The sequence below is a fragment of the Streptomyces sp. NPDC030838 genome, assembly GCF_055572035.1.
This window is the reverse complement of sequence record NZ_JBVIED010000002.1, coordinates 123,464-148,909: the sequence shown is the minus strand read 5'-3', so window position 1 is coordinate 148,909 and position 25,446 is coordinate 123,464. Positions and strand designations below refer to the sequence as shown.

At 68.5% G+C, this 25,446-nt stretch carries 27 protein-coding genes and 1 pseudogene; 22 read left to right on the top strand and 6 right to left on the bottom strand.

All coding sequences use genetic code 11. The features are described 5' to 3' along the window. Positions 1-9: 9 nt before the first annotated feature. The 8 genes from ACZ42A_RS07755 (at position 10) to ACZ42A_RS07720 (ending at position 6,608) form a co-directional block, all read left to right on the top strand. Positions 10-798 (top strand): response regulator, encoded by a 789-nt coding sequence (locus ACZ42A_RS07755; protein ID WP_468526282.1) that lies wholly within the window; start codon positions 10-12, stop codon positions 796-798. A 120-nt stretch (positions 799-918) separates the two neighbouring features. Continuing rightward, positions 919-1,077, top strand: a complete 159-nt coding sequence (locus ACZ42A_RS07750) for a Flp family type IVb pilin (protein ID WP_468526281.1) — start codon at positions 919-921, stop codon at positions 1,075-1,077. Beyond that, complete coding sequence (locus ACZ42A_RS07745; protein WP_468526280.1) at positions 1,077-1,676, top strand: pilus assembly protein TadG-related protein; 600 nt, start codon at positions 1,077-1,079, stop codon at positions 1,674-1,676. The genes ACZ42A_RS07750 and ACZ42A_RS07745 overlap by 1 nt, the downstream gene beginning before the upstream one ends. 34 nt (positions 1,677-1,710) lie before the next feature. Then, positions 1,711-2,292, top strand: coding sequence for a hypothetical protein (locus ACZ42A_RS07740; protein WP_468526279.1), 582 nt, complete (start codon positions 1,711-1,713; stop codon positions 2,290-2,292). Positions 2,293-2,300: 8 nt separating this feature from the next. Further along, positions 2,301-2,930: an OmpA family protein gene (locus ACZ42A_RS07735; protein WP_468526278.1), complete on the top strand. Its 630-nt coding sequence runs from the start codon at positions 2,301-2,303 to the stop codon at positions 2,928-2,930. Positions 2,931-3,308: 378 nt separating this feature from the next. After that, the gene (locus tag ACZ42A_RS07730) at positions 3,309-3,668 is read left to right on the top strand and encodes a hypothetical protein (RefSeq protein WP_468526277.1); all 360 of its coding nucleotides are present in this window, start codon (positions 3,309-3,311) and stop codon (positions 3,666-3,668) included. Between the two features lie 10 nt (positions 3,669-3,678). Next, complete coding sequence (locus tag ACZ42A_RS07725; protein ID WP_468526276.1) at positions 3,679-5,973, top strand: hypothetical protein; 2,295 nt, start codon at positions 3,679-3,681, stop codon at positions 5,971-5,973. Continuing rightward, positions 5,970-6,608: a hypothetical protein gene (locus ACZ42A_RS07720; protein WP_468526275.1), complete on the top strand. Its 639-nt coding sequence runs from the start codon at positions 5,970-5,972 to the stop codon at positions 6,606-6,608. Before ACZ42A_RS07725 ends, ACZ42A_RS07720 begins: the two co-directional genes overlap by 4 nt. A 228-nt stretch (positions 6,609-6,836) precedes the next feature. Here the strand turns inward: ACZ42A_RS07720 and ACZ42A_RS07715 are convergent, their stop codons facing one another. Further along, positions 6,837-7,220 (bottom strand): hypothetical protein, encoded by a 384-nt coding sequence (locus ACZ42A_RS07715; protein ID WP_468526274.1) that lies wholly within the window; start codon positions 7,218-7,220, stop codon positions 6,837-6,839. 76 nt (positions 7,221-7,296) lie between these two features. Between ACZ42A_RS07715 and ACZ42A_RS07710 the strand changes: the two are divergent. Beyond that, a pseudogene (locus tag ACZ42A_RS07710) lies at positions 7,297-7,475 on the top strand (transposase family protein); the annotation flags it as partial. Positions 7,476-7,649: 174 nt separating this feature from the next. Here ACZ42A_RS07710 and ACZ42A_RS07705 read toward each other — a convergent pair. Continuing rightward, complete coding sequence (locus ACZ42A_RS07705) at positions 7,650-7,907, bottom strand: GntR family transcriptional regulator (protein WP_468526758.1); 258 nt, start codon at positions 7,905-7,907, stop codon at positions 7,650-7,652. A gap of 405 nt (positions 7,908-8,312) precedes the next feature. On the opposite strand from ACZ42A_RS07705, the gene ACZ42A_RS07700 reads away from it, so the two are divergent. The 3 genes from ACZ42A_RS07700 (at position 8,313) to ACZ42A_RS07690 (ending at position 9,585) form a co-directional block, all read left to right on the top strand. Continuing rightward, a complete protein-coding gene (locus ACZ42A_RS07700) occupies positions 8,313-8,744 on the top strand; it encodes an SRPBCC family protein (protein WP_468526757.1) in 432 nt (143 codons plus the stop codon). 170 nt (positions 8,745-8,914) lie between these two features. Beyond that, positions 8,915-9,196, top strand: coding sequence for an Arc family DNA-binding protein (locus tag ACZ42A_RS07695; protein ID WP_468526273.1), 282 nt, complete (start codon positions 8,915-8,917; stop codon positions 9,194-9,196). After that, positions 9,193-9,585: a PIN domain-containing protein gene (locus ACZ42A_RS07690; RefSeq protein WP_468526272.1), complete on the top strand. Its 393-nt coding sequence runs from the start codon at positions 9,193-9,195 to the stop codon at positions 9,583-9,585. Before ACZ42A_RS07695 ends, ACZ42A_RS07690 begins: the two co-directional genes overlap by 4 nt. A gap of 258 nt (positions 9,586-9,843) precedes the next feature. On the opposite strand, the gene ACZ42A_RS07685 is transcribed toward ACZ42A_RS07690, so the two are convergent. Next, a complete protein-coding gene (locus ACZ42A_RS07685; protein WP_468526271.1) occupies positions 9,844-10,248 on the bottom strand; it encodes a hypothetical protein in 405 nt (134 codons plus the stop codon). 547 nt (positions 10,249-10,795) lie between these two features. Here ACZ42A_RS07685 and ACZ42A_RS07680 point away from each other — a divergent pair. Then, the gene (locus ACZ42A_RS07680; RefSeq protein WP_468526270.1) at positions 10,796-11,335 is read left to right on the top strand and encodes a hypothetical protein; all 540 of its coding nucleotides are present in this window, start codon (positions 10,796-10,798) and stop codon (positions 11,333-11,335) included. A 1,977-nt stretch (positions 11,336-13,312) separates the two neighbouring features. After that, complete coding sequence (gene mycP, locus ACZ42A_RS07675) at positions 13,313-14,533, top strand: type VII secretion-associated serine protease mycosin (RefSeq protein ID WP_468526756.1); 1,221 nt, start codon at positions 13,313-13,315, stop codon at positions 14,531-14,533. Between the two features lie 11 nt (positions 14,534-14,544). Here the strand turns inward: mycP and ACZ42A_RS07670 are convergent, their stop codons facing one another. Further along, complete coding sequence (locus ACZ42A_RS07670) at positions 14,545-14,919, bottom strand: DUF192 domain-containing protein (protein ID WP_468526269.1); 375 nt, start codon at positions 14,917-14,919, stop codon at positions 14,545-14,547. Positions 14,920-14,968: 49 nt separating this feature from the next. Between ACZ42A_RS07670 and ACZ42A_RS07665 the strand changes: the two genes are divergently transcribed. From ACZ42A_RS07665 to ACZ42A_RS07635, 7 genes are all read left to right on the top strand, one after another. Beyond that, positions 14,969-15,559 carry a dihydrofolate reductase family protein gene (locus tag ACZ42A_RS07665; RefSeq protein WP_468526268.1) on the top strand — a complete coding sequence of 197 codons (591 nt, stop codon included), beginning with the start codon at positions 14,969-14,971 and terminating at the stop codon, positions 15,557-15,559. 41 nt (positions 15,560-15,600) lie between these two features. Then, positions 15,601-16,476 (top strand): LLM class flavin-dependent oxidoreductase, encoded by an 876-nt coding sequence (locus ACZ42A_RS07660; RefSeq protein ID WP_468526267.1) that lies wholly within the window; start codon positions 15,601-15,603, stop codon positions 16,474-16,476. Between the two features lie 58 nt (positions 16,477-16,534). Continuing rightward, positions 16,535-17,320: a class I SAM-dependent methyltransferase gene (locus ACZ42A_RS07655; RefSeq protein WP_468526266.1), complete on the top strand. Its 786-nt coding sequence runs from the start codon at positions 16,535-16,537 to the stop codon at positions 17,318-17,320. A gap of 648 nt (positions 17,321-17,968) precedes the next feature. Continuing rightward, entirely contained in the window at positions 17,969-18,742 is a 774-nt protein-coding gene (locus ACZ42A_RS07650) for an isoprenyl transferase (RefSeq protein WP_468526265.1), read from the top strand. A gap of 377 nt (positions 18,743-19,119) precedes the next feature. Next, positions 19,120-20,445 (top strand): PhoH family protein, encoded by a 1,326-nt coding sequence (locus ACZ42A_RS07645; RefSeq protein ID WP_468526264.1) that lies wholly within the window; start codon positions 19,120-19,122, stop codon positions 20,443-20,445. Between the two features lie 430 nt (positions 20,446-20,875). Then, positions 20,876-21,577, top strand: a complete 702-nt coding sequence (locus ACZ42A_RS07640; RefSeq protein WP_468526263.1) for an aggregation-promoting factor C-terminal-like domain-containing protein — start codon at positions 20,876-20,878, stop codon at positions 21,575-21,577. Positions 21,578-21,727: 150 nt separating this feature from the next. Further along, positions 21,728-23,047: an AI-2E family transporter gene (locus ACZ42A_RS07635; protein WP_468526262.1), complete on the top strand. Its 1,320-nt coding sequence runs from the start codon at positions 21,728-21,730 to the stop codon at positions 23,045-23,047. 93 nt (positions 23,048-23,140) lie between these two features. On the opposite strand, the gene ACZ42A_RS07630 is transcribed toward ACZ42A_RS07635, so the two are convergent. Beyond that, positions 23,141-23,674: an alkyl hydroperoxide reductase gene (locus ACZ42A_RS07630; protein WP_468526261.1), complete on the bottom strand. Its 534-nt coding sequence runs from the start codon at positions 23,672-23,674 to the stop codon at positions 23,141-23,143. Positions 23,675-23,679: 5 nt separating this feature from the next. Further along, positions 23,680-24,234, bottom strand: coding sequence for a peroxiredoxin (locus ACZ42A_RS07625; RefSeq protein WP_468526260.1), 555 nt, complete (start codon positions 24,232-24,234; stop codon positions 23,680-23,682). Positions 24,235-24,398: 164 nt separating this feature from the next. Between ACZ42A_RS07625 and ACZ42A_RS07620 the strand changes: the two genes are divergently transcribed. Continuing rightward, the gene (locus tag ACZ42A_RS07620; RefSeq protein ID WP_468526259.1) at positions 24,399-25,349 is read left to right on the top strand and encodes a LysR substrate-binding domain-containing protein; all 951 of its coding nucleotides are present in this window, start codon (positions 24,399-24,401) and stop codon (positions 25,347-25,349) included. Positions 25,350-25,446 lie beyond the last annotated feature (97 nt).

The window sequence follows — 25,446 nt, the reverse complement described above, 5'->3', positions numbered from 1 at the left end:
AGCCCCGAGATGCCGTCCCCCTTCCGCGTCCCCCCGCCCCCGGCACCCCTCCGTGTGGTGGTGGCCGACGACAACCCGGTCGTCCGCGCGGGCCTGACCGCCCTCCTGACCGGCCGCCCCGACATCACGGTCGTGGCAGCGGCGGCGGACGGCCGCGAGGCGTACGAGGCGGCCCGGACCCACCGCCCCGACGTGATCCTCCTCGACGTCCGCATGCCCGGCGTGGACGGCCTGTCGGCACTGCCGCACCTCGTCCCGCTGGCCCCGGTCCTGATGCTCACCTACAGCCGCGAGTCGGAGATCGTCGAGGAGGCCCTGCGGCGCGGGGCGGGCGGCTACCTGGTCCACGGCGAGTTCACGCCCGACCAGCTGGTGACGGCCGTACGGGACATCAAGGAGGGCAGGGCGCACTTCACGGCGACGGCGGCGGGGGCGTTGCTGACGCAGCTGCGGGAGAGTGGCAGGGCGGCGGGTGTGGATGCGGATGCAAACACTCCGGTCCTGTCTACTGGGCCGGAAGTGAGCGCACCAAAGCCGAGTTCCCCGCAATCACTTTCGCGAACGCAACCATCTGTGGCACAGTCGCGATACCAACTCAGCACGAGGGAGGCGGAGATCATGGACCTCATCGCGTCCGGCATGAACAACCAGCAGATCGCCGCCACCTGCTTCATCAGCGAGAAGACGGTCAAGAACCACATCAACCGCATCTTCGCCAAACTCCACAGCACCAGCCGCGCCGAAGCCACCGCCAAGTGGCTGGGCACGGCCCCCGACTCCCCCGGGGGCCGACGATGACCCCGCCGACCCGGAAGCCCTCGAATTGGGCCCGCATTTGGGCCCACGGACCCTCGGAGGGCAGCCGCGTCCCGCCCTACCCTTCCGCCACCGACAGCGCGACATCCGGAGGGGAACACCATGCGCAAGTGGAACGACGACAAGGGTCAGACCGCGGTGGAGTACCTGGGGATCATCGCGGTGGTGGTGGCGATTGTGCTGGCTATTACGGGGACGGATATCGGGCAGACGATCTTCGATGCGATCACGACCAAGATCGCCGAAGTCACCGGCGGCTGATGCGGCCTCGGAGGTACGGCGGAGACTCAGGGCAGGCCTTCCCCATCTACATCACGGTGGTGGCGGGCCTGCTCTTTCTCGCGTTCGCGTACCTCGCGGTCGGGCAGGCCGGGGCGACCAGGAACGAAGCTCAGACGGCGGCTGACGCGGCGGCACTGGCGGCGGCGCTGGAGACCCGGGACCAGCTGGCGGGGGAGTGGCTGGACAACGTAACGGACCCGGCCGCATGGCAGGGCATCTTCGACGGCGACGTGCAGGTGGCCGACCCGTGCTGGCGAGCCCACCAGCTTGCCGCACAGAACGACGCCCACGTGCAGGGCTGCGGGCCGGACGGGCTGCTCGGCTACAAGGTCGACGTCGAGACTGACGAGCCGGTGGGGGACTCCATCGTCCCGGGCACGGAAGGCACGTACGCCAAGGCATCGGCGAGGGCTGTCATCGAGCCCCGTTGCACCTTCGAGCTGCCGGCCGAGGAGGCGGGCGACGACGAGTTGCCCACGCTCAGCTGCGAGGACAGGGACTGGGAGCTGTCTCCGGACGACGAACCGGCCGATCTACCGGACCCGGAGGACCTCTTCGAGGTCCACCTGGCCGACTGACACGCGAACGACGAATGGCGAAGGAAGCAGAGGCATGAGCATTCGGTTCACAGCGAAGGCCCGCAGGGGGATGGCCGCGTTGTCCGTGGTGGCCGGTCTGGCCCTCGGCGTGGCCGGATGCGGCGGCGGAGACGGCGAGGACAAGAAGCCGGACAGTTCGGCGTCGGCCTCCAAGGAGGGTGGATCCCAGCCGAGCGCTCAGGAAGGCCAGGCGGAAACGCCGCTGGCCGAGCTGAAGGGCTCGAACGGTCTGCTCCTCCAGATCACCTCTGCCGTGCGCGATTCCGGCGGCTTCGTCACCGTGAACGGGAACCTGAAGAACGACGGCGCGAAGAGCATCGCCATCCCCGCCTCATTGAGCGGCAACGAGACGGAGATCATCAGAAACGGCAGGTCGCTCGGCGGCGCGACCCTCGTGGACTCCCAGGGCAAGAAGCGCTACTACGTACTGCGCGACACGGACGGCCGCCCCCTGACGACCACCGGCTTGTCGACCATCAGGTCCGGCGAGAGCGTCGCCGTCTTCATGCAGTTCCCGTCCCCGCCGACAAGCACCACCGAAGTCACCTTCCAACTCCCCACATTCGCCAGCGCCCCCATCTCCATCTCCGGGTGAGGCCACCGATGATCCCAACGCAACGCCTCCCCCTGGCCCTCGCCACCACCACACTCCTCCTCACCACCACCCTCTACACCGCCACAACCGCCCACGCCGACGACAACCCCAGCGTCCCGCCCGGCACCGAGGCCACCGCCTCCGCCCCGGTGGAACTGGACGCCAACGACCCGGACCTCAAGCTTCCGGAGGGCGCCACCCTGGCCGAGCCGAAAGTGCTCGACATCAAGCAGGTCGTGGAGGACGAGAGCGGTGAGGAACGCCGGGAGGACACCAACGCGGACGTGAAGTTCGCCCTCCAGGCGGAGGTGCTGTTCCCCAAGGACAGCGCGAAGCTCAGCGCACAGTCGAAGGCACGTATCCAGGCGATCGCCCAGGAGATCAAAGCCCAGAACGCGACCCGCATCCGAGTCTTCGGCTTCACGGACAACCTCGGCTCCTCCGCCCACGGCGACGTCCTGTCCAAGCAGCGGGCGAACGCCGTCCACGAGATCCTGGACGCCGAACTGAACGACCCGGGCGTCACCTTCGAGGTCCGCGGCTACGGCGAGGACTACCCGATCGCCTCGAACGCCTCGGAGGAGGGCCGCAAGAAGAACCGACGGGTGGAGGTGTCGTTCCCGCGAGGGGAGGGCTGAGGGCACCGCCGGCTTCGGACGTGGTCGTGGGCCGCCCGCTTCTTTGCCAGCGTGGTGCTTCCGCGATCCGAGTAAAGGGCGCTCCGCTCCACTCCGCTGCGTTCCGCGTCGGCTTCGCCGATGGCCCTCCGGGACCAAATCTCGCCAATTGCCGTAGTCAAAGGGACGGTTGGCGCTGAGGGCCAGCCTTCGGACTGCGTCAGCAGGTTAGAGTCTCGGCGAGGTGCGCGATCAGTGCTGTACGGCGGGAGGGGCACCGGCGTGGCGTGGGACGAGTGGGAGCAACTGAAGGCTGACGCGGTCGAGCGCGGGTCCACTCAGATGCGGCTGAACCAGCTTCCCGCCGACAGAGGCGCAGGCGGTGCTGGAGGTGACCTGGTGGTCAATCAGGACGACCTCGGTGCCGTCGGTCACGACGCACACCTCCTGTACGACGATCTGCAGGCCGGTGCGGACATCGCCGGCGCCGGGACGAACAAGGACGGCGTGGGGTCCTCGAGCCAGGCTGCCGCCGCCCTGAAGTCGCACGGCTTCGCGACCGGTGCCGCGCTGGAGAGGACGGTTGACGTCTGGACGTCGCAGCTCAAGACGGTACTCCAGGCCTGCGCCCACATCTCCAACCACCTCGACTACAGCAAGAAGCGGCATGCTGCGGACGACGCCAAGATCGGTGCGGTACTCCTCGGCAGCGACGGCTCCGCCCTGTCCGTGTCCCAGCTGAGCAAGTACTTCCAGTAGGAGCAGTCAGGTGGCCCTCAGGTACATGGACCTCGTAGAGGTCGACCTTGGCAAGCTCGGCGCCGCGGTCTCCGACTGGGGCAAGGGCGTGGACGCGCTCAAGACCGCGGCTGAGAACGCACGCACCGGCATGCAGGCCAAGTCGGACAAGGCCCGATGGGCCGGAGTGAACGCCACGGTGACGCGAGGCTTCGTCACCAAGACGGCGAAGGAGATCTCGGACCTGCACACTGAAGCCGAGAGCATCCACAAGGTGCTCGTCGACGGCCACACGGAACTCGTCTCGCTCCAGAAGAAGATCAGGACCGCAGTCGAGCAGGACGCCACGAACCTCGGGGTCCGGGTAGAGGACATCGGTGAGGGCAGGGTCCGCTGCTTCTTCCCGCATATTAGGGGCGACAGCGACGATCGCACGCAGGAGCAGCTCGACGCCAAGCAGGAGCTGGAGGACCGTATCAACCGGCTCGTCGCGCACGCCTCTGAGATCGATGCGTCCCTGGCCCGCGCACTGGCCAAGAGCCACGGTGGCGACAAGCACAACGCTGGTCACAAGTCGTACGAGTCCCTGGACGACGCCCAGGCCGAGCGCGCCGCCGAGCTGGCCAAGCTCGGCCCGGAGATGAGCGACAAGCAGTACATGGAGCTCAACTCCATCCTGAGATTCAACGCCAGGGACGCGGACTTCTCCACCGACTTCTACAAGTCGCTCGGCGGCCCCAAGGAGGCTCTGGAGTTCTACGGCCGTATGTCCCTGGATGGCACGATGGGTGACAACAAGGAGAGGCTCGCTCTCGCCCGACAGCTTCAGCGGAACCTGGGCATGGCCCTGGCTTCTGCCACGGACCCCGACAACAAGTCCCACCTGCCGGCGAGCTGGGCGTCGGAGTTCCGCAAGCTGGGTACGCAGCCGGTCGAGCTCTACCCCGGAGCGGGCCAGTCCCCGTACGGCTACCAACTGCTTGGCGGCATTCTGCGATACGGCAACTACGACGCCCGGTTTATCAACCCCATCGCCGAACACGTAGTGCAGCTGCACAAGAAGGACCCCTACCGGTTCATGGACAACAAGCCCATGACCGGCGGATCCGACCTGGACTGGGGCTTCAATCCGTCGGGAAAGACCGGGGCCGGCTACGACCCGCTCACCAGCGTCCTCGAAGCCCTTGGTCACAGTCCCGAGGCCGCGAAGAAGTTCTTCTCCGATACGCCGACCGTCTACAAGGAGGACGGCACGGTCGACAAGAACGCCACGCTCGACTTCGACTCCTACTTCGATGAGCTGACAAAAAGCGACTTCGAGTGGGCCCCCGACAGCCTTGTCCACCCCGGCAGCGACGAGGCGAAGCACGTCCGCGAGGGCGGTCCGGACGCGCTCGGACACGCGCTGGAGGCTGCGACGACAGGGGCGGCGTGGGATGCGGATCCGCCGGAACTGCATCGGGACGAGCAGGCGTGGGAGATCATGGAGAAGGTGGTCCTCCGCTACAACCCCACCGTCGAAGACGGCCCACCCGAGGTCATGAAGGACAGTTTGGCCCGTATGGGTGCGGCGTACATCGACGACCTCAACTACTCCATCAAGGACTTCGGCGGCTCAGGCGATGAGTTGGACCGCGGTCGGCTCTTCGCGAACAGCAGCGATGGTTGGCCACGTCGGTCCTTCGGTGAGCAAGAGGCACGGAACTTCATGATGCTGGTCGCCGCGGACGAGGACGGCTACAGAACGCTGTCTACCGCTCAACAGGTGTTCACGGGGAGTGGGCTCGCGGCTCTGGAAGACAACCGAGCTGACGGAATCTCCTTCGCCAATAACGCGGCTAAGGTGAGCGGCATCCTCGACGAGTCCCGCGCCCATCAAATCCGCGAGGACTTCAAGGACGACTCGACCGCACAGAATCTGGAGATGGCAAAGCAAGGGGAGTGGCGCAAGACGTTGATGTCCGGTGCCCTCACGGCAGCCGCCGCCGGCGGTACGGCCCTGGTTCTCGGGCCGGCTGCTGGTCTTGTCGCTGCCACCGCCGTTCCGGTCATGCTCGGCTCGGGCGCCTCGGCGCTCAGCACTGCCTACGGCAACCACACGATGGAATACCTCCAGGACAACGAGGTAAAGAACGGCGCGAAGGCTCTTAGAGAGGTGCAGGGGCTGGAGGCCGTCGGTGAGCGTGGTGCCTGGGTGCCCGTTTCCAATTACGCGAATGCCGTAGGTATGGACGTACAGGCGAAGGACACGCTCAACGGACAGATCGAGGGCTCGTACAGAGACGGCAAGGATGCCGTCGAGGATGCCTGGGAGTCGTTCTCATGAAGGCTGTGATGCGGCTGGCCTGGTGCGGGGCGGTGGCTGGCGTACTTGCTTTGTCCACTGGATGTTCGAACGAGGGCGAACAGGCCCTAGCCGAGAAGTACCCCATCCAGTCCAAGACATGCGACGCACTCTTCGGTCCTAAGAACATGGAGTCGCTGCGCGAGACTCTCGGGTCAGACGACCTCAAATTCACCAATAGGCCTATCTCCGTTGACGAACTCAGGGAAGGTCTGACGAAGGAAGCGCAAGAGCCCTACGACGAGACCGAGGGTTTCGAGGAATACGACGTTTGTTGGCTCTCGGGCGACTCCCAGTTCCATTCCACCGTGACATGGGCCGCGGACTCGTTGAAGGCGGTGAAGTCCTCCCCTGAGCGCTGGCATCGAGTGGGCGCGGATGTCTACGTAGCCGACACCTCCCAGGTATCCGTTGTCTTCCGCTGCGACATCAAAGGCGCTTCCAACGGCCAGCAGGCACAGGTCCTGCTGGAGGCCAGGGTCGGAGACGTGAGTTCCTCGAAGTTCTCGGAAGCGTTTCACGAGGAGTTGGCGGTTAGGCTGGCCCGGACGGTCCGGGACGAGCTGCGGTGCACCAATCAGCCAGAGATCCCCGATAACTTGGCGATCGGTGAGTGAAGGCGTGCCTCGTGACGCGACAGTTGTTGCCCTCGCCGCAGTACTGGTCTTCCCAGCACGGCACGGGTGTCACCCTTATAGCTTGCGGGCCACATTGCGGATGAGGTTTCGCGAAGGTGGGTACGGTACTTGGACAGCTGAGCCTCGGAGCCCGTGAATTCGGGCCCGTGTGCGGAATCGAGCCGAATGGTGTCGAGCCAAGAGCTGTCCCGTAAGTAGGTTCAGAGATCAGACGAAGCACAGCGGTACGTACTTCTCGATGCAGACACGCAGGACGGTCGCCAGCTGGCGGCCATCCTCGATGTGCTCGTGAAGGAGCGTGTCGTCGCCATCCTGTGCCCACTGATCTGTGATGGTCTCCAGGCGGGGCAGGACCGCCGCGCAGTCGGCGGGCGAGAGGTCGTCACCGCCGACGTCCGGATGATTGAGGAGTGGCTCCAGCACGGTGGACACCTCGCGCCACAGCCGTTCGCCGCCAAAGCCCCACATCTCGGAGAGAGTGAACCCCTCGGCCTGGGCCAGGCGCCGCCGGAAGGCAGCAAAGCCGCTGCAGGACCAGGCAACATCAGGACTGGTCGTGTCGCCATCGCCCGGGAAAAGAACCAGCCCCATGCACCCTCCCCGCCTGCGTGTTGAGCACACAGGATCGACGAGATGGGGCGGGCGCGGCAACTGAGATGCTCCCCGTATGGCTGCTGTGATCACTGCGTTGGAGTCGTCCCGGATAGCCCCGTTCACCGGGCTAAGGCCGCGGCAGTTCGGCAAGCTGGCCACTGCGCTGCGGCGTGAGGAAGCGCCGCTTACTGGCGGACGAACCTGACGCTGCGGCAGCTGGCCCCGCTGTTCGGGATCTCGAAGTCGGCCGCCGACCTGCGCGACCATGCTCCGCGGGCAGGCGGGCGGGCACCGGCAGGCGGGAGCTCCCCGGATCCGATCGTCGCCTCATCCCGGTCGGCTGCGCCAACCGGGATGAGCCAGGGCCCTGCGGGTTGTGGTGGCGCACCTGCTGCGGTGTATTCGGGATCGTTGGCGGCGTTTCCCTCAGTCGCCGGACTGGTCACTCTCCACGGCGTCGGCAGGTGCCGCGATGACGAGCACGCCCTTGCCTTGGACTCCTTGAACGATGCCCTCGGCCTGCAGCATCTCGATAGTGGACTTGATGGTTCGGTGGCTGACCGTTCCGCCGGTCTCCTGCTCCAGTTCATGGTGAGAGGGAATGCGCCGGCCGACCGGGATGTCACCGCGTCGGATGAGGGGCAGTGCATGGCCGGCCTCGGACCCGGCAGCCTGGTGCTCCACGACAACTCAGCCCTGCGAAGCCGGCATGCCGCACAGGCAGGCCGTCTCCTTGTCTCTGCTCCTCCGGCTCCCGAGGCGCATGCTGCCCGTTCCCGACCGACAGGCGGGGCGGCTCCTTGCGCGGCACTGCCCGGCCATCAGGGCGTGGGCGGCTGTTCGCCCAGTTCCTCACGGGGCTCGACGAGGAGAGCGGCGCCTGCATCGGCGGACCGGGTCCGGCTGTCGACGATCGCGCTCGACTTCGTCGGCGCAATGACGCCCAGCCTGGTTCAGGAGGGGGCTATGTGGCTGAGGATGTGCGTGGTCCCCTTTCGCCGCTCCTGGCCAGTCATGCGAACGGCATCGCCTCGGACGCACACTGGAACCGGAAGGTCATGCGTCATGAGCCGAACCCGGAGGTGGGCCATGAGCACCCTGGAGGCACACGTCGATGTATCGGTCCCGGTCGGCAAGGTCTGGGACAGCCTTCACCAGGTGGAGAGCTATCCCCGCTTCGTGGAGGGCGTGCGCGGCGCCCGCGTGGAGGCGGAGCGCCGAGCCCACCTGGACCTGGAGGCCGGTGCCCGGGTCCGGGAATGTGAGGCGGAGCTGATCGACGGCAGCGACGAACGCGTCATGCAGTGGCACACCACAGGCGCCCCGGAACTGTCCGGATCCTTCTCCCTGAGCCCGATCGACCGCGACCACACCCGCGTCCAGGCCCGCGTCGAGTACGACCCAACCACGGTCAGGGATGCCTTCGGCGGCCCGAAGGGCTTCGCCCAGGCGAGCGCGATCGAGCGCCTGGTCCGCAGTGACCTGGAGCACTTCAAGGAGTATGTGGAACAAGGTCGCTGATCAGCGGGGACGCTGCCGGGACGGGCCTGCCCCGCACGGGCCCCTCGTGCGCGAGCAGCCCCGTTCCGGCCAGAGCTTGAGATCCGCGACGACGCTGCGGCGCTGGTGACGACGACAGCGGCGCCGCCGCGCTCGCACGTCGGGCGTATACGTGACGTATACTACGTCTCATGGGTGACGTCATGATCCGAGTGCCTGCCGAAGTTCGCGATCAGCTGGCCGCCGTCGCGGAGGCGCGCGGGACCAGTCTGCGTGCCCTTATGCAGGAGATAGCGGCCCAGACTCTCACCCCCGAGCAGATCAAGGAGCGGGCCGAGCGCATTCGTGCCCTGCTTTCCGAAAGGTTCGGGCACTACGTCACGGATGAGGAGTCTGCGGAGATGCGGCGCAAGATGAGGGACGCGACCGCCGCGTATCGTGCCGCTCTCGCGGATGCGGAGTCATCCCGTTGAACTTCATCGAGCATTACGTTCTCGACAGTCCGACCCTGCTGGCGATGGGCGGAAACAAGCAGGTGTCGGGTCTCATCCACGCCGCCGCGGCCAGTCACGACGTACGTCTGTGGGTGCCCGTCCTCAGTCTCCTGGAGGCCGAGCGGGAACGCACGGGGACAGTGGCCCACGTGGGCATGCTGCTGGACGCGTTCCACGTCGTCGACGACGACTACGGGATGGCTGTGACCGTCGCCGAGTTGCAGAGCACCGGAGTCGCCTACGGCGTTGCGGCTGCCGTGCACGTGGCCCGGCCGAACCCGATGCTCCCCGAAGGGGGACTCGTGGCGACCGTCGCTCCGGATGCCTATGGCGGACTTGGGGTCGGTGTCATGGACCTGAATCGCTGATGCGGTGAGTTGCGGGGCTCGTGAGCCCATCGCTCCGCCTCCACGTCCGCTTCAGGCCCACTGCATCGCCCGCAAGAGGAGCCTACGAGTCCTGTCGCCCCGTGCGACTGGCCTGATACCGCTCCTCGACGATCTCATGGAACCGCCGAGCCCGCCGGCTCCTGGACTGTGTGTCACCGAAGTTGGACCGGCGGAGACCGCCTGCGCGGGGCGAAGGGCTGCCCGGCCGGACTTCGTGCCTTGACCGCCGGCGGAGTATCACCAGTCGACGTGCGCCTCGATCCAGCGGTCCAGTCCCGCCGTGTCGCCTGCGGCCGGCAACTCGGGGGTCAGGCTGAGGGGAGAAGCAGCGAGTTGCAGATGGGTGAGGTAGCCGTACGGGCCGTTGTCCGCATGTGGCCCCACGATCACGGCCTGCGTGGCCGTGCGCCAGATCCGGTGAAGCATTGGCGGGCCCGTCACTACGGCCGCGTCGCTGGTGACCGTCCGCTCCGGAGCGGCCCCGAGATGGGCAGCGACGGCGTCCGCGGCCCGGTCGAGCACCTCGATGCACGCCTCCACCGTGGACGGGCGTCGGACGGTCCAGCCAGGGGCCTGGCCCCAGTCGTCCACGAGTTCGCCCAGCCAGGGCATGTTGTCGAGGTCCTCGTCGTCCGGGTCCAAGGGATACAGCTCCCCGAACACCAGGAAACGTCGCGCTGTCGGATCCCCGAAAGGGGTGTCGCCCTCGGTGCACAACGGATGCCCGAAGCCCGTGCGGTAGGAGTCCGTCAGGCATTCGTGTTCCCAATTCCAGCCCCGGCACGCAGAACAGCGTCGAGCGCACCGTAGTCGCCGGCAGCCGTCGGTTGCTGCGGCAGGGTCAGGAACTTTGCCACGGCGGCCGGGGTCAGGGGCAATGGGCCGGTGCGTGCACAGCGGTGGGCATGGGGGTCAGGTTAAGACGTGTCTGTGGGACCATGTCGACGATCGCGAGGCGCCGGGACACGATGGATCCGGTATTCGAGTTTTCGCCTGGCCGGTCCAACTCCAGTGGCAATCGGTCCAGGTTCGGTGCCTCAGGACCGCGATCGTCTGAGGGGCCGTAGCGCGGTGGCCAAATGCCCACCCTGTGACGCATTCTCCGAACCGGCTGTCACAGCCGATCACTAAAGTAGTGAGTGCGGCCTTGTCTGATCCGGAGGCCGAACGGGGAACGGGGAGGCACCAGATGCTGCCGAGCGACAGTGGCGGTTCGACGGGCGCGACGGGTTCGTCCTGGCTGTCCGGCGTGTTCGACACGGCGAGGGACGCGATCCAGGACCTGTCCACCGAGCTGTCGTCGTTCACGAAGTTCCGGCAGCGAGTCGACGAACTCATCCGCGACCTGAAGGAGTCGCAGGCCGGCCCCACCAAGGTGGGTCAGGAGCAGCTCGCACGCCGGCAGTTCGGCGGTGGCGAAGGATCCTGGACCGAGGCGGCGGGCCTGCACACGTCGTACGAGAAGGTCATCACCGACCTGGAGAGCTTCTCCAAGCTGCTCTCGGACTGCATGGAGGCCATGTCCATCGCGGTCCTGGCCTCCCACAAGGGCTACGAGAACATCGACCTGGACGTCCGTAACCGCATGGCCGCGATCACCGCTGAGACGACGGAGCACTACGGCGGACCGTACGACCCGGAGCGCGCGAAGCACCACGGCGCCACGGGCGGCAGCAACGAAACCGGCGGCCAGAAGCCGCCCAGCGGCGACGCCGGCGGCACGATCTGAGCCAGACGGTGACGGGCACGGTACGAGAACGGGGAGACGGCTGATGGCAGGCAAGGGATCCGGTGGCGGCACGCCCTTCGAGGGCATGAGCCACCAGCAGATGCTCGCGTGGCTGGACCAGGCTGACAGCGGGACGGTCCAGGCCGCCGCCCAGAAGCTGGTCACCGCTGCGGAGGAGATCCGCAAGATCGCGGAAGAGCTGAAGTACCGCCCGCAGTGGGTGGAGTGGAAGGGCGAGGGCGCGGACGCCTTCCGCACCTGGGCCGGCGACCTCGCCAACTCCGCCCTCCGTCTCGCCGACTTCAGTGGCGAATCCGGCAAGTGGCTCTCCCAGGCCTCCGGCGCGATCGCCACCGCCCAGGCGGCCATCCCGCGCGACGAGGCGGGCGCCTCGGCCAATCTCGCGGCGGCCCAGGCCCACCACAACGACCCCGACGCGGGCGCGGTCGCCGCCAAGTCCGCCGCCGAGCTCGCGGCGCTGAAGGCGCAGAAGGAGAAGGTCCGCCAGGAGGCGGCGGCCGAGATGCGGAAGCTGGCGCAGGCGTATGACCTGTCGTCGACGCAGATGGACAAGCTGGAGCGGCCTAAGTTCCCGCCGCCGCCTAGCGGGATCACTGTCGAACCGTCTGAGGATCTGGCCCGCCCAGGAGTGGAAGGTTCTGGTGGCGCGCGCAGTGGCGGCGCAGCATCTGAAGTCGGCCGATCTGTAGGCGCGGTGGCCGGGCACGATGCAGCGCCCAGCCACTCGGTCGACTCGGGATCCGTTAGCCGAGTGCTGCCTGAGACACACCGGCCGCTGGACGTGGACCGCCCCACGCACGTCGCCATTGACTCGGTCAACACGCTTCCCGAGACGCATCGCCCTATCACGGGACCGGGGCCGTCTACAGGTCCGGCCCTGCCGAACCACCCCGAAACGGGCCTGCCGCCGTCTGCAACCGGAATGATCCCGCCAATGTCTGGTCGCAGTGGAGGTATGCCCACCGTGTCTGGTGGAGGGGGAAGGCAGAGTCCAGGGGCACGCCTGCCGTTCGCGCCCTCTCAAGGGACCCCTGGGACCCCTGGGACGCAGCGCGGTCGTGGCATTGCCGGCAGCGGCCAATTTCCGCATGCGCCAACCTCTGGGGCGCAGACGGGGAGGACACTTCCCGGCCAGAACCAGGGGCGCAATCTTCCCTCCGCCAGCGGCACAGCCGGGCGCCCCAGTACCAGCGGGCTCACGGGTCGCCCCACGACGGGTGCGGGAGTTACGGGTGGGCGTCCGACGGGGCCCGGCGTGACGGGGGGACGTCCTATTGGTCCTGGCGTGACGGGTGGGCGTGCGAGCGCTCCGGGAGTCACGGGTGGACGTCCGACGGGCCCTGGCGTGACGGGTGGACAGTTCACCGGCCCCGGTGCCACGGGCGGACGGACGATAAGCCCCGGCACGACCAGCGGACAGCCCATTAGCCAAGGAATCGCCGGGGGACGCCAGACTGGGACGCCTGCTGCGGGCACGGGTCGCCTGCCTGGTGGGACGGTCGTCGGCGGCGAGTCCGCCGCCAGCCGTAGAAACGAGAACACCGGGCGTCCCCTGTCAACGCCGCAAAGTGGCGTAGTAGGCGGTGCGCCGCAACAGATCGGCCGCGCCTCTACTCGCCCTGGTGCTCCGGTGCCGTCGGCGCCGACGCGAGGAGGTATCGCTGGCGGTACTTCGAACGACGACAGTAACCACGGCAGCGTGCGTCGCGTCGCCGGGCAGTCCAACAGCACACAGCAGGGCAAGAAGCAGCAGCCCCTGGATCGACGCAACCAGACCCCGTCGGCCATCGACTAACGCACAGAGCGCGCGAAGGGATACACATGCCCACCTTCAGGACACGGCACGGCCGGCTCAGGGCGGTCGCCTCAGCGGTCACAGGCCTTCTGTTGGTGGGTGGTGTAGCGGCTCCTGCTCACGCTGACTCCACTCGGTCTCTCCAGTGGCACTTGGACGCCATGCACGCCGAAGAGATGTGGCGTGTCAGTACCGGCAAAGGTGTCACTGTGGCGGTGGTCGATACGGGAGTCGACCCGACCAACCCTGATCTGCAGGGACAGGTGCTCGACGGCCTTGACTTGGCGAAGTCGACCCAGCCCGGGGACGAGCACACGGATTACGACGGCCACGGCACTGCTATGGCTGGGCTCATCGCTGGAACAGGAGCTTACGGAGGTGGAAATGGAGCCTTCGGCCTCGCGCCAGGTGCGAAGATCCTGCCGATCCGTGTACCGAAGCACACTTCTGCAACCGCCTTCTTGGGCGAGGGTGATTTCATCAAAGGCATCCGCTATGCAGTGGATCACGGTGCCAAGGTAATCAACATTTCCATGGGCACTAAGTACGCCGGTGCGGACTTGGCGGCAGCGGTGAAATACGCACTGAGTCATGGATCGTTGGTCTTTGCCGGTGTAGGTAACGACGCCAACGATGGCAACCCGGTCTACTACCCTGCTGCAACTCCCGGAGTCGTAGGCGTTGCCTCGGTAGGCAAGAACCTACGGCGCAGTGCCTTCTCGGGGTATGGCCCTCAGGTTGACATGGCCGCCCCAGGCGAAGACATGGTTGCCGCCTGCGGAGGCAAGACAGGCCTGTGCAAGACCAAGGGCACCAGCGACGCCACCGCCCTAGCCTCCGCCAGCGCCGCCCTAATCTGGTCCAAGCACCCCACCTGGACCAACAACCAGGTCCTCCGCGTCATGCTGAACACCCTCGGCGCCCCCACAGACGGCGCCAAGCGCAACGACTCCATCGGCTACGGCATCGTCCGCCCCCGCATCGCCCTCCAGAACCCCGGCAACCCGGGCCCGGCGGACGTCTACCCGCTGCCCGATCTGAAGGCAGCGGATTCCTCGAAGTCCCCGGCAGCCAGCGCCCCCGCATCGACGGAGCCGGGCGCGGCGGCGCAGGACGACGGCCAGAAGTCGAACGCCTCGGAAGCAGAGGACTCCGGCAACAGCACCCTGTGGATCGCGCTGAGCGTCGGCGCGGCCGCCCTGCTCGCAGCCGTCGCCGCAGCAGTCGCAGTCACCCGCAGGCGCCGCCGCCAGGCCACCCCGCCTCCGCCGCCCGGTATGCCCATGCAGCAGACTCCCTACGGTGGCTGGGAGTTCACCCAGTCCGGGCCGAGCGGAACAGCGCAGGGCGGCGGCCCGTACAACCGTGATGGGTCCCACTGAGGACAGACCGGTCAGCTGGCTCCATCCCCCTCCACCGACACCCGCACCCCCACCCCCAACCCCCACCCCGCCATGACCCCCGCCCCTGCCTCCACCACATGCCGAGCCCGTAGCCGTGGCCGTCCCAGCCGCCCCGGTCGCATCGTGCGTACGGCGATGACCCTCAGTCGGCGGTCCAGGTAGGCGACGTCGATGGGGATCCGCATGCCGAAGGTATGGATGCTTCCGGCGGGGGACAGGAGCATCGCGCCGTCCACCGTGTCCCGGCCCAGCAGGCCTCTCGTGCGGGCCCGGTAGGACGTCGCGAGTTCGAGGGGTACACGCACCTCGCCCCCGGCCCCGTGCACCACCAGCGTTCCCCGCCCGTCACGCCACCGCCGCCCCATCCGCGGCCACCTCCCGGTTCGGCAAGCTCCGGTGGATCAGACTGTCATCATGCGCAAGATCGTGCTCCACATGTCCGTCTCCCTCGACGGATACATGGAAGGCCCCGGCCACGACATCAGCTGGCACCGCGTCGACGACGAACTGCATCAGTACATCAACGACACCCTGCGAGAGATGGGCGGCTTCCTCTCCGGCCGGGTCGTGTACCAGCTGATGGCCGGGTACTGGCCGACGGCGGACCAGGATGCCCAGGCCAGTCCGCCGGTCGTGGAGTTCGCCGGGATCTGGCGGGACACGCCGAAGATCGTGTACTCGCGCACCCTGCGGGACGCGGACGTCGGGTGGAACACCACCGTCGTGCGGGAGGTCGTCCCGGAGGAGGTCCGCGCGCTGAAGGAGCAGCCCGGTGGCGATCTCGTGCTCGGCGGGGCGCGGATCGCCGAGGCGTTTCTCCGGTACGGGCTGGTCGACGAGATTCGTCTCTACGTTCATCCTGTCCTCGTCGGGCGCGGTACGCCCCTGTTCCCTCGGGGCTCGCAGGACTCGTCCTTGACCGAGCTACGGCTTCTGGAGAGTCGTACCTTCGGCAACGGGGTGGTGCTGATGCGATACGCGATCGTCAACGGGGCCACGCGGTAAAGGAGTTGTTCGTTGCCCCCCTCCGCGGTTAGGAAGTCCTCATGACTGGACTCGGCGCTGTGTTCCGTCCGCAACTTCCGCCCGAGCGACTGCGTGCCCTCGCGCGCCTCGCCGACGACACCGGGCTCGACGAGCTGTGGCTGTGGGAGGACTGCTTCCTGGAGGGCGGGATTTCGACGGCCTCGGCCGCGCTCGCCTGGACCGAACGGCTGAAGGTGGGGGTGGGGCTGCTGCCCGTGCCGTTGCGGAACGTCGCCATCACCGCCATGGAGGCGGCATCCCTGCACCGGATGTTCCCCGGCCGCGCGATCGTGGGCGTGGGGCACGGGGTGCAGGACTGGATGGGGCAGGTCGGGGCGCGGGTCGAGTCGCCGGTGACCCTGCTGCGGGAGTATCTGCTCGCGCTGCGGGCCCTGCTGGGCGGGGAGCGGGTCAGCACCGAGGGGCGGTACGTGAAGCTGGACGACGTCGCTCTCGACTGGCCGCCGCAGAACCCGGTCGAGGTGCTCGCCGGCGTCACCGGGCCGCGCTCGCTGCGGCTGTCGGGGGAGGCCGCCGACGGGACCATCCTGACCGCGGCCACGCCGCCGGACGGGGTACGCCGGGCCCGGCGGCTCGTCGACGAGGGGCGCGCGGCGGCCGGCCGTCTCGACGAGCCTCATCGCGTCGTCGTCTATCTGCTGACCGCGACCGGTCCCGACGCCGCCGCCCGGCTGCGTGCCGAGCTGACCGCCGAGGGCCTCGCCGGCGTTGCCGACCTGGGGGTCGCGGGCGACGCGGCGGACGTCGCCAAGGCCGTGCGGCGGCTCGTCGACGCCGGTGCCGACACGGTCGTACTCCAGCCGACCGCCGACGAGCCCGACCCCGAGGGGTTCGTCCGGTTCGCGGCGGAGCGGGTGCGGCCGCTCGTGACCTGAAATGCGGACGTACTAGACGTACTGACCGGTGCCCTGAATGGACGTAAGCGAGACGATCATGGAATCTCACCCCGCTCCCACCTTCGAGGAACTGATCGCCGAAGGCGCCTCCGTCCCCACCGAGGGCTGGGACTTCTCCTGGTTCGAGGGCCGGGCCACCGAGGCGCGGCCCTCCTGGCGGTACGCCGAGTCGCTGGCCGGGCGGCTCGACGCGGCGAGTGCCGTACTCGACATCCAGACCGGGGGAGGGGAGGTGCTGGACTTCGCGCTGGGGCGGGCCACGACCGCCCCCGTCCTCGCCGTCGCCACCGAGGGCTGGCCGCCCAACGTCGCCAAGGCCACCGCCCTGCTCCGGCCGCGCGGGGTGCCGGTCGTGGCCGTGCCCGAGGACGCGCCGCTGCCCTTCGCGGACGGCGCCTTCGACCTGGTCGTCAGCCGGCATCCGGTGGTGCCGCGCTGGGACGAGATCGCCCGGGTACTCCGGCCCGGCGGTACGTACTTCGCCCAGCACGTCGGGCCGAGCAGTGCCTTCGAGCTCGTCGAGTACTTCCTGGGGGCGCAGCCGGAGGAGGTCCGCCGGGGGCGTGATCCGGAGCGGGAGCGGGCCGGTGCCGAGGCGGCGGGGCTGGAGGTCGTGGAGCTGCGCGCGGAGCGGCTGCGGATGGAGTTCCACGACATCGCCGCCGTCGTTCACTTTCTGCGGAAGGTGGTCTGGATGGTGCCCGGGTTCACCGTGGAGGCGTACGAGCCGGAGCTGCGCGCTCTGCACGAGCGGATCCAGGTCGAGGGGCCGTTCGTCGCCCACAGCACCCGGCATCTGTTCGATGCCCGGAAGCCCGGCTAGCTCAAGGACCGGAGCCTGCCGCGGGCGGCAGTCACTTCCGCCTCACTGACCGCCTTATGCACAATGTTTTCACATTGTTATCGGAAACGGCTCCTTTCACCCCCACCCCTCACGTAAGTTCAGACCAAGGTAATTCGCGCCAGCAAAGCTGCGCGGGTGGCACCGCGCAGTGGAGGGGGCTGTGCGGCGCCCCACCTGACCTCCTCTTTCTTCCCGGCCGGCCCGCGTCAAGCGGGCGCCGATGTGTCGGTGTCGCCCGCAAGGGGGATGCCGGGACTGGTCCGCCGGGCGCTGTGAACCGGCCATGAACCGCCTGTGAACCGCACTTTCCGCGACCAGCGCCGCGTTGTCGGGCAACTTCGGAGAGTAGTTGTGGCGCGCCGATGTGCGCGCCATCCCTCACGAAGGGTTATGGTGGAAACCCCCCCTCGGGCCGGTCCGTCTCCCCCCCACGGACCGGCCCGTTTCTTTTGCCACCCCAGTGCCCTTCGGCCCCAGAAACGGGGTTTCGCCGCCACAGGGGTAGGCTTCGCCCCCGGGGGACCGCCATACGGACAGGGACGCAGCCGAAGCCGCCCTCGGCCCAGCCGCCGCAGGCGCGCCGCGCCCGTCCCCCGTCCGATCCGCACCGGAGGGGCTGACAATCACGTGAACCTGCGCGACAAGCTGCGCGGCCTGCTGGTCAGGCTCTACGCACGCCGGGTGGAAGGCCACCTGGACCACGCTCAGGTGCCCAAGCACATCGGCGTGATCATGGACGGCAACCGCCGCTGGGCGAAGGCGGCGGGCTCCAGCACCGTGCACGGCCACCGGGCCGGCGCCGAGAAGATCGAGGAGTTCCTCGGCTGGTGCACCGAGACGGACGTCGAGGTCGTCACCCTCTGGCTGCTGTCGACGGACAACTTCGACCGGCCGCAGGAGGAGCTGGTCCCGCTCCTCGGCATCATCGAGGACGTCGTGCGCACGCTCGCCGCCGACGGCCGCTGGCGGGTGCACCACGTGGGCACCATGGACCTGCTGCCGTCCGGCATGCAGAGCACCCTCAAGGAGGCCGAGGAGGCCACCGCCCACATCGACGGGATACTGGTCAACGTCGCCATCGGCTACGGCGGCCGGCAGGAGATCGCCGACGCGGTCCGGTCGATGCTGCACGAGGCGGCCGACAAGGGCACCTCCGTCGAGGAGCTGGCCGAGGCCGTCGACATCGACATGATCGGGCGGCACCTCTACACGGGTGACCAGCCGGACCCGGACCTGGTGATCCGCACCAGCGGCGAGCAGCGGCTGTCCGGATTCATGCTGTGGCAGACGGCCCACTCGGAGTACTACTTCTGCGACGTCTTCTGGCCGGCCTTCCGCAAGGTCGACTTCCTGCGTGCCCTGCGCGACTACGCGGCACGCCACCGCCGTTACGGCGGCTGACCCACACGCGTCCCCCGAGGGAGCGTACGAGTACCCCTTGCGACGTCGGTGAAACGACGGCAAGAGGGCGGGCGTAACAAGGAGTTCACCGGCGCGCCGTCATATGCCGTGGCATGGCGGCGCTTGTTCGAGGGCATAAGCCAGACAGGTCGACACCCGAACCACGGGTGTCGGATCTCAGCGGGCGGCACGGGGCCGTCCGCCCGGGAGGCCCTTTGCACCAGCCCGATCGTGCGCGTACGGCACGGACGAAGAGGCGGAGGGCCGGTTTTCGGCCCGTGCAGGGCGGCCGTCGACCGGTCGGGATTTTCCCACCCCTCCCGGCCCAGCCTCCACTCCGTCGCTCCCCGACCTCATCCGAGGGGGTACGTCCTTCCGTGGTGACCAGCGCACAGCGCCACAAGCCAGACCGGCGCACCTATGTTCTCGACACCAGCGTCCTGCTGGCCGACCCGAACGCTTTGAGCCGCTTCGACGAGCACGAGGTCGTGCTCCCGGTCGTGGTGGTCACGGAGCTGGAGGCCAAGCGGCACCATCCCGAACTCGGCTACTTCGCCCGGCAGGCCCTGCGCCTGCTCGACGACCTCCGGGTGCGGTACGGCCGTCTCGACGCCCCCATTCCCACCGGGGACCTCGGCGGGACCGTCCGTGTCGAGCTCAACCACTCGGACCCCAGCGTGCTGCCCAGCGGCTACCGCCTGGGGGACAACGACTCCCGCATCCTCGCGGTCGCCCGGAATCTCCAGGCCGAGGGGTTCGACGTCACCGTCGTGTCGAAGGACCTGCCGCTGAGGATCAAGGCCTCCTCCGTCGGGCTCCTGGCCGAGGAGTACCGCGCGGAGCTCGCCATCACGGACTCCTCCGGCTGGACCGGGATGTCCGAACTGACTCTGCCCGCCGAACAGGTGGACATCCTCTTCGAGGAAGGGCACGTCTACGCCCCGGAGGCGGCGGAGCTGCCCGTCCACACTGGCCTGACCATCCACTCCGAGCGCGGCCGTGCACTCGGCCGGGTGACCCCGGAGGGCAACGTCCGGCTGGTGCGCGGCGACCGGGAGGCGTTCGGCATCAAGGGGCGCAGCGCCGAGCAGCGGATCGCGCTCGACCTGCTGCTCGACCCGGACGTGGGGATCGTGTCGATGGGCGGCCGGGCCGGCACCGGCAAGTCGGCGCTGGCGCTGTGCGCGGGGCTGGAGGCGGTGCTGGAGCGCCGTCAGCACGAGAAGGTGATGGTCTTCCGTCCGCTGTACGCGGTGGGCGGGCAGGAGCTCGGCTATCTGCCCGGCACCGAGGCGGAGAAGATGAGCCCCTGGGCGCAGGCCGTCTTCGACACCCTCTCGGCGGTCACCAGCCGTGAGGTCATCGAGGAGGTCACCGCGCGCGGCATGCTGGAGGTCCTCCCGCTCACCCACATCCGCGGGCGCTCGCTGCACGACGCGTTCGTGATCGTGGACGAGGCGCAGTCGCTGGAACGGAACGTCCTGCTGACCGTTCTGTCCCGGATCGGGGCCAATTCACGGGTCGTTCTGACCCATGACGTGGCGCAACGGGACAATCTGCGGGTCGGGCGCTACGACGGTGTCGTCGCCGTCGTGGAGAAGCTGAAGGGCCATCCGCTGTTCGCGCATGTCACCCTGACCCGGTCCGAGAGGTCCCAGATCGCGGCACTTGTGACCGAAATGCTGGAGGAAGGGCAGATCTAGCCGGTCTGACCGCTCTGCACAACTTCATAGGCGTTACGCGGTAGTTGGCGCCGTCCGGAAAGGCAGAGAGCCTAGCCGGGCGGCGCCTTCGCTTGTGGGGAAACGATGAAATCCCCAGGCTCAAACGGGATGTGAGCTTTCACACGCAACTCGGAATTGCCTTGCGGCGTCGCCTTGCGGCAGAGTCTCACTCCTGTCAGGCCCCGCATACGACACACCTGTACCGCCAGCGGTACGGCACAACGCGCAGCACCACCGCCAACTCCATAGCAACCGTCGTATGCCGCCCGAGCACCATGCGGCGCTCCCCGCGAGGGAGTTGCCCACCGGGCCCGCGCCTCCCGTGACCCCGCTGTTGGGGAGGCCAGTGCCAGGGGCACGATTGCGTCCGCCAGGGTCACCGAAGCGGGCGATGCTGGAAGGAAACCGTGTGAGCCGGATTTCGGTCCGGGGATTCGCAGTGGCCTCGGCCACCGCGGTCACCGCAGTCGGAAGCGTCGTCGGCGTTGCCTCGGGCAGCACCGCGCAGAACAACGACGCCGAGGCGGCGGCAACCGACCTGACGCTCCTCGCGGACATACCCGCGGGCCAGCAGGCCCAGGTGCAGACCGCGTCCCTGACGCAGCAGGCCAACGTTCAGGCCATCGCCGCGGACGCGACCGCGAAGAAGGACGCCGAGGAGGCGGCCCGCAAGGCGGCCGCCGAGACCGCGATCGCGAAGAAGGAGCAGGCCGAGAAGGCCGCCCAGGAAGCCAAGGAGCGCGAGGAGGCGGAGAAGCTCGCGGCCAGCCGCAGCGCGGCCCGCGCCGACGCCTCGGACTTCGCCGTCCAGAGCTCGTACTCCGTCGCCGAGGTCCAGGCGATGGCGCGCCAGATGATCCCGGGCGACCAGTTCCAGTGCTTCAGCAACATCGTCGACCACGAGTCGAGCTGGAACTACCGGGCGACCAACCCCTCCTCCGGCGCCTACGGCCTCGTCCAGGCGCTGCCCGGGTCCAAGATGGCGTCCGCCGGTGCCGACTGGCAGACCAACCCGGCCACCCAGATCAAGTGGGGCCTGAACTACATGAACGAGCGCTACGGCAGCCCCTGCGGCGCCTGGTCGTTCTGGCAGGCCAACCACTGGTACTAGGCCGCACCTCCGACGGGCCGCCCACCGCGCCCGCCGTTCAACCTCGCGAAGCCCCTCGCCGTCCTACGGTGAGGGGCTTTCGCCATGTACGGTCTGACGGGACGACTCCAGGGGGGAGTGGTGGGGACCGACGGGGGAGAGGGACGGAAGATGTCGCGAGTGCCAGGGTGGCTCGGCCGGTTGGGTGCCGGCCTGAACCGCATGGGCAGGCAGTGGGAGGAACGCCGCGCGGAGGCGGAGCGGGAACACACGGCCGCCGAGAACGAATCGGCCAAGCCGCCCGCGCAGGTGCCGCCGCCTCCCGGGTACGCCCCGGCCGTCGCGCCCCGCCCCGACCCGGCGCAGGCCGTGCCATGGGGCGTTCGCGTCGCCGCCGAGGCCGGCTGGCGGCTGCTGGTGCTGGCCGGAACCGTATGGGTGCTGATGCGGGTCATCAGCGCCGTACAGCTGGTGGTGCTGGCGTTCGTCGCCGCGCTGCTGATGACGGCGCTGCTGCAGCCGACCGTGACGCGGCTGCGGCGGTACGGGGTGCCGCGCGGGCTGGCCACCGCGCTGACCGCGCTCCTCGGGTTCGTGGTGATGGGTCTGGTCGGCTGGTTCGTGACCTGGCAGGTCATGGAGAACATCGACAATGTCTCCGACCAGGTCCAGGACGGCATCGACGAGCTGCGCCGCTGGCTGCTGGACAGCCCGTTCCACGTCACGGACAAGCAGATCAACGACATCGCCGAGAACCTGCGCGAGGCGATCGGCGCCAACACCGAGCAGATCACCTCGGCGGGCCTGGAGGGCGTGACGGTCGTCGTCGAGGCCCTGACCGGGATCCTGCTCGCCGTCTTCTCGACGCTCTTCCTGCTCTACGACGGTCCGCGCATCTGGGACTGGACGCTGAAGCTCGTCCCGGCCGCCGCCCGGCCGGGGGTCGCGGGCGCGGGGCCGCGGGCCTGGCGCACCCTGACCGCGTATGTGCGCGGCACGGTGATAGTGGCCATGATCGACGCTATCTTCATCGGCCTGGGCATCTACTTCCTGGACGTGCCCATGGCCGTCCCACTGGCCGTCTTCATCTTCCTGTTCGCCTTCATCCCGCTGGTCGGCGCGGTCGTCTCCGGGGCGCTGGCCGTGGTCGTCGCGCTCGTCACCCAGGGCGTGTTCACCGCGGTGATGACGCTGCTGGTGGTGCTCGCGGTGCAGCAGATCGAGGGCCACATCCTCCAGCCGTTCATCCTGGGCCGGGCCGTGCGCGTGCATCCGCTGGCCGTGGTGCTGGCCGTCGCGGCGGGCGGACTGGTGGCCGGGATCGGCGGCGCGGTGGTCGCCGTACCGCTGGTGGCCGTGACGAACACGGTCGTCGGCTATCTGCGGGCGTACTCCCAGGAGGCCGCGCTACGGCACTCCCCGGCGCCGCACGGTGCCACGGCGACGGACGCGGCCGTGACCCCGCCGCCGGAGCCGGGCCCCGGTTCCTGAGAAACGGTTCCTGAGAAACGGCTCCCGAAGATACGGCTCCTGAGAAACACGAAGGCCCCGTCCACCACAGGGTGAACGGGGCCTTCGGGCGGCTCACTCGGAGAGGACCGCCTCGGCGTCGAGGGTGACGCCGACCGCCTGGATCACGGAGGCGATCTTGAACGCCTCCTGGATCACGTCACGGTCGAGGCCCGCCTTGCGCAGCACCTGCTCGTGCGAGTCCAGGCACATGCCGCAGCCGTTGATGGCGGACACGGCGAAGGACCACAGCTCGAAGTCGACCTTGTCGACGCCGGGGTTGCCGATGACGTTCATCCGCAGGCCGGCGCGCAGGGTGCCGTACTCGTGGTCGGACAGCAGGTGGCGGGTGCGGTAGAAGACGTTGTTCATCGCCATGATGGCGGCCGCGGACTTGGCCGCGGTGTACGCCTCCGGCGTGAGGTTCGCCTTCGCCTCCGGCTCCAGCTCACGCAGCACGATCGGGGAGCGCGAGGCGATGGCGGTCGCCAGCACGGTGCCCCAGAGCTGCTGGGCGGGGAGGTCGGAGTTGCCGATGACCGAGCCCAGGTTGAGCTTCAGGTCCTTGGCGTAGTCCGGTATGCGGGACTTCAGGGAGTCGAGCGACATGGCCGTCACTCACCGGCCAGCAGCTTGACCGGGTCCAGGGTCTCGTCGCCCTTGGTCCAGTTGCAGGGGCACAGCTCGTCCGTCTGCAGGGCGTCGAGGACCCGCAGGACCTCCTTGGGGTTACGGCCGACGGAGCCGGCGGTCACCATGGAGAACTGGATCTCGTTGTTCTGGTCCACGATGAAGACGGCGCGCTTGGCGAAGCCGTCCTCGTCCTCGATGCCGAGGTCGCGCATCAGCTCGTGCTTGGAGTCGGCCATCATCGGGAACGGCAGGTCGCGCAGGTCGTCGTGGTCCTTGCGCCAGGCGTGGTGGACGAACTCGGAGTCGCCGGAGAAGCCGAGGACCTGGGCGTCACGGTCGGCGAACTCGTCGTTCAGCTTGCCGAAGGCCGCGATCTCGGTCGGGCACACGAAGGTGAAGTCCTTGGGCCAAGCGAAGATCACCTTCCACTTGCCCTCGTAGGTCTTGTGGTTGATCTTCTCGAACTCCTTGCCCTTCTCCAGCGAGACGCAGGCGGTCAGTTCGAACTCGGGGAACTTGTCACCGACAGTGAGCACTAGCTCTCCTTGCAGCGCAGCGAAGAAACACCCGCTTTTGACGGGTGTTTCCCATGGGTTGGACGTGACCGATCGTGGCACAGCGAGCATTGATTAGTGAAATAGCTACACTCGGTCGTGTTGATCGGAGGTAGCTATTAGTGACTGTCAGCAATGTGGGTGCCATGGGTCATGCCGGTAAGCGCCGCCAGCCCAGCCTCGCCCAGCTCCGTGCCTTCGCGGCCGTCGCCGAGCATCTGCACTTCCGGGACGCCGCCGCGGCGATCGGCATGAGCCAGCCGGCGCTCTCGGGCGCCGTCTCCGCGCTGGAGGAAGTGCTCGGGGTCACCCTCCTCGAGCGTACGACCCGCAAGGTGCTGCTCTCGCCGGCCGGCGAGCGGCTCGCCGTCCGCGCGAAGGCCGTACTGGAGGAGGTGGGCGCGCTGATGGAGGAGGCCGAGGCGGTACGGGCGCCGTTCACCGGTGCGCTGCGGCTCGGCGTGATCCCGACGGTCGCGCCGTATCTGCTGCCGACGGTGCTGCGGCTGGTCCACGAGCGCTACCCCGACCTCGACCTCCAGGTCCACGAGGAGCAGACCGCCAACCTCCTCGACGGCCTCACCACGGGCCGCCTCGACCTGCTGCTCCTCGCGGTGCCGCTGGGTGTGCCCGGGGTTGTGGAACTGCCGTTGTTCGACGAGGACTTCGTCCTGGTCACGCCACTCGACCACTGGCTCGGCGGCCGCGAGGGCATCCCCCGCGAGGCCCTGAAGGAGCTGAACCTCCTGCTGCTGGACGAGGGCCACTGCCTGCGCGACCAGGCCCTCGACATCTGCCGGGAGGCGGGCCGCGAGGACGCCCCGGTGACCACGACCGCCGCGGGCCTGTCGACCCTCGTCCAGCTGGTCGCCGGCGGCCTTGGCTGCACCCTGCTCCCGCGCACCGCCCTCAAGGTCGAGACCAGCCGCAGCAACCAACTCCTCACCGGCTACTTCGCCGACCCCGCCCCCACGCGCCGGATCGCCCTGGCGATGCGGACGGGGGCGGCACGGGGCGCGGAGTACGGCGAGCTGGCGACTGCTCTGCGCGAGGCTTTGCGCCCACTGCCGGTGCGGCTGCTGGAGGGTGGGGACTGAGCGACTCGGGGTGCCCCACCCACGTAGGGGCGCGGGGAACTGCGCGACCAGCCAAGAACCAACCCGCAGCCGCCCAGGACCCGAGCCACCCCCCTCA

Coding starts and splice junctions, on each gene's coding strand:
- ACZ42A_RS07740 (WP_468526279.1), top strand. CDS start 1,711: ATGAGCATTCGGTTCACAGCGAAGGCCCGCAGGGGGATGGCCGCGTTG.
- ACZ42A_RS07755 (WP_468526282.1), top strand. CDS start 10: ATGCCGTCCCCCTTCCGCGTCCCCCCGCCCCCGGCACCCCTCCGTGTG.
- ACZ42A_RS07750 (WP_468526281.1), top strand. CDS start 919: ATGCGCAAGTGGAACGACGACAAGGGTCAGACCGCGGTGGAGTACCTG.
- ACZ42A_RS07735 (WP_468526278.1), top strand. CDS start 2,301: ATGATCCCAACGCAACGCCTCCCCCTGGCCCTCGCCACCACCACACTC.
- ACZ42A_RS07715 (WP_468526274.1), bottom strand. CDS start 7,220: ATGGGGCTGGTTCTTTTCCCGGGCGATGGCGACACGACCAGTCCTGAT.
- mycP (WP_468526756.1), top strand. CDS start 13,313: ATGCACGCCGAAGAGATGTGGCGTGTCAGTACCGGCAAAGGTGTCACT.
- ACZ42A_RS07660 (WP_468526267.1), top strand. CDS start 15,601: ATGACTGGACTCGGCGCTGTGTTCCGTCCGCAACTTCCGCCCGAGCGA.
- ACZ42A_RS07620 (WP_468526259.1), top strand. CDS start 24,399: ATGGGTCATGCCGGTAAGCGCCGCCAGCCCAGCCTCGCCCAGCTCCGT.
- ACZ42A_RS07720 (WP_468526275.1), top strand. CDS start 5,970: ATGAAGGCTGTGATGCGGCTGGCCTGGTGCGGGGCGGTGGCTGGCGTA.
- ACZ42A_RS07695 (WP_468526273.1), top strand. CDS start 8,915: ATGGGTGACGTCATGATCCGAGTGCCTGCCGAAGTTCGCGATCAGCTG.
- ACZ42A_RS07635 (WP_468526262.1), top strand. CDS start 21,728: ATGTCGCGAGTGCCAGGGTGGCTCGGCCGGTTGGGTGCCGGCCTGAAC.
- ACZ42A_RS07700 (WP_468526757.1), top strand. CDS start 8,313: ATGAGCACCCTGGAGGCACACGTCGATGTATCGGTCCCGGTCGGCAAG.
- ACZ42A_RS07680 (WP_468526270.1), top strand. CDS start 10,796: ATGCTGCCGAGCGACAGTGGCGGTTCGACGGGCGCGACGGGTTCGTCC.
- ACZ42A_RS07745 (WP_468526280.1), top strand. CDS start 1,077: ATGCGGCCTCGGAGGTACGGCGGAGACTCAGGGCAGGCCTTCCCCATC.
- ACZ42A_RS07655 (WP_468526266.1), top strand. CDS start 16,535: ATGGAATCTCACCCCGCTCCCACCTTCGAGGAACTGATCGCCGAAGGC.
- ACZ42A_RS07630 (WP_468526261.1), bottom strand. CDS start 23,674: ATGTCGCTCGACTCCCTGAAGTCCCGCATACCGGACTACGCCAAGGAC.
- ACZ42A_RS07670 (WP_468526269.1), bottom strand. CDS start 14,919: ATGGGGCGGCGGTGGCGTGACGGGCGGGGAACGCTGGTGGTGCACGGG.
- ACZ42A_RS07665 (WP_468526268.1), top strand. CDS start 14,969: ATGCGCAAGATCGTGCTCCACATGTCCGTCTCCCTCGACGGATACATG.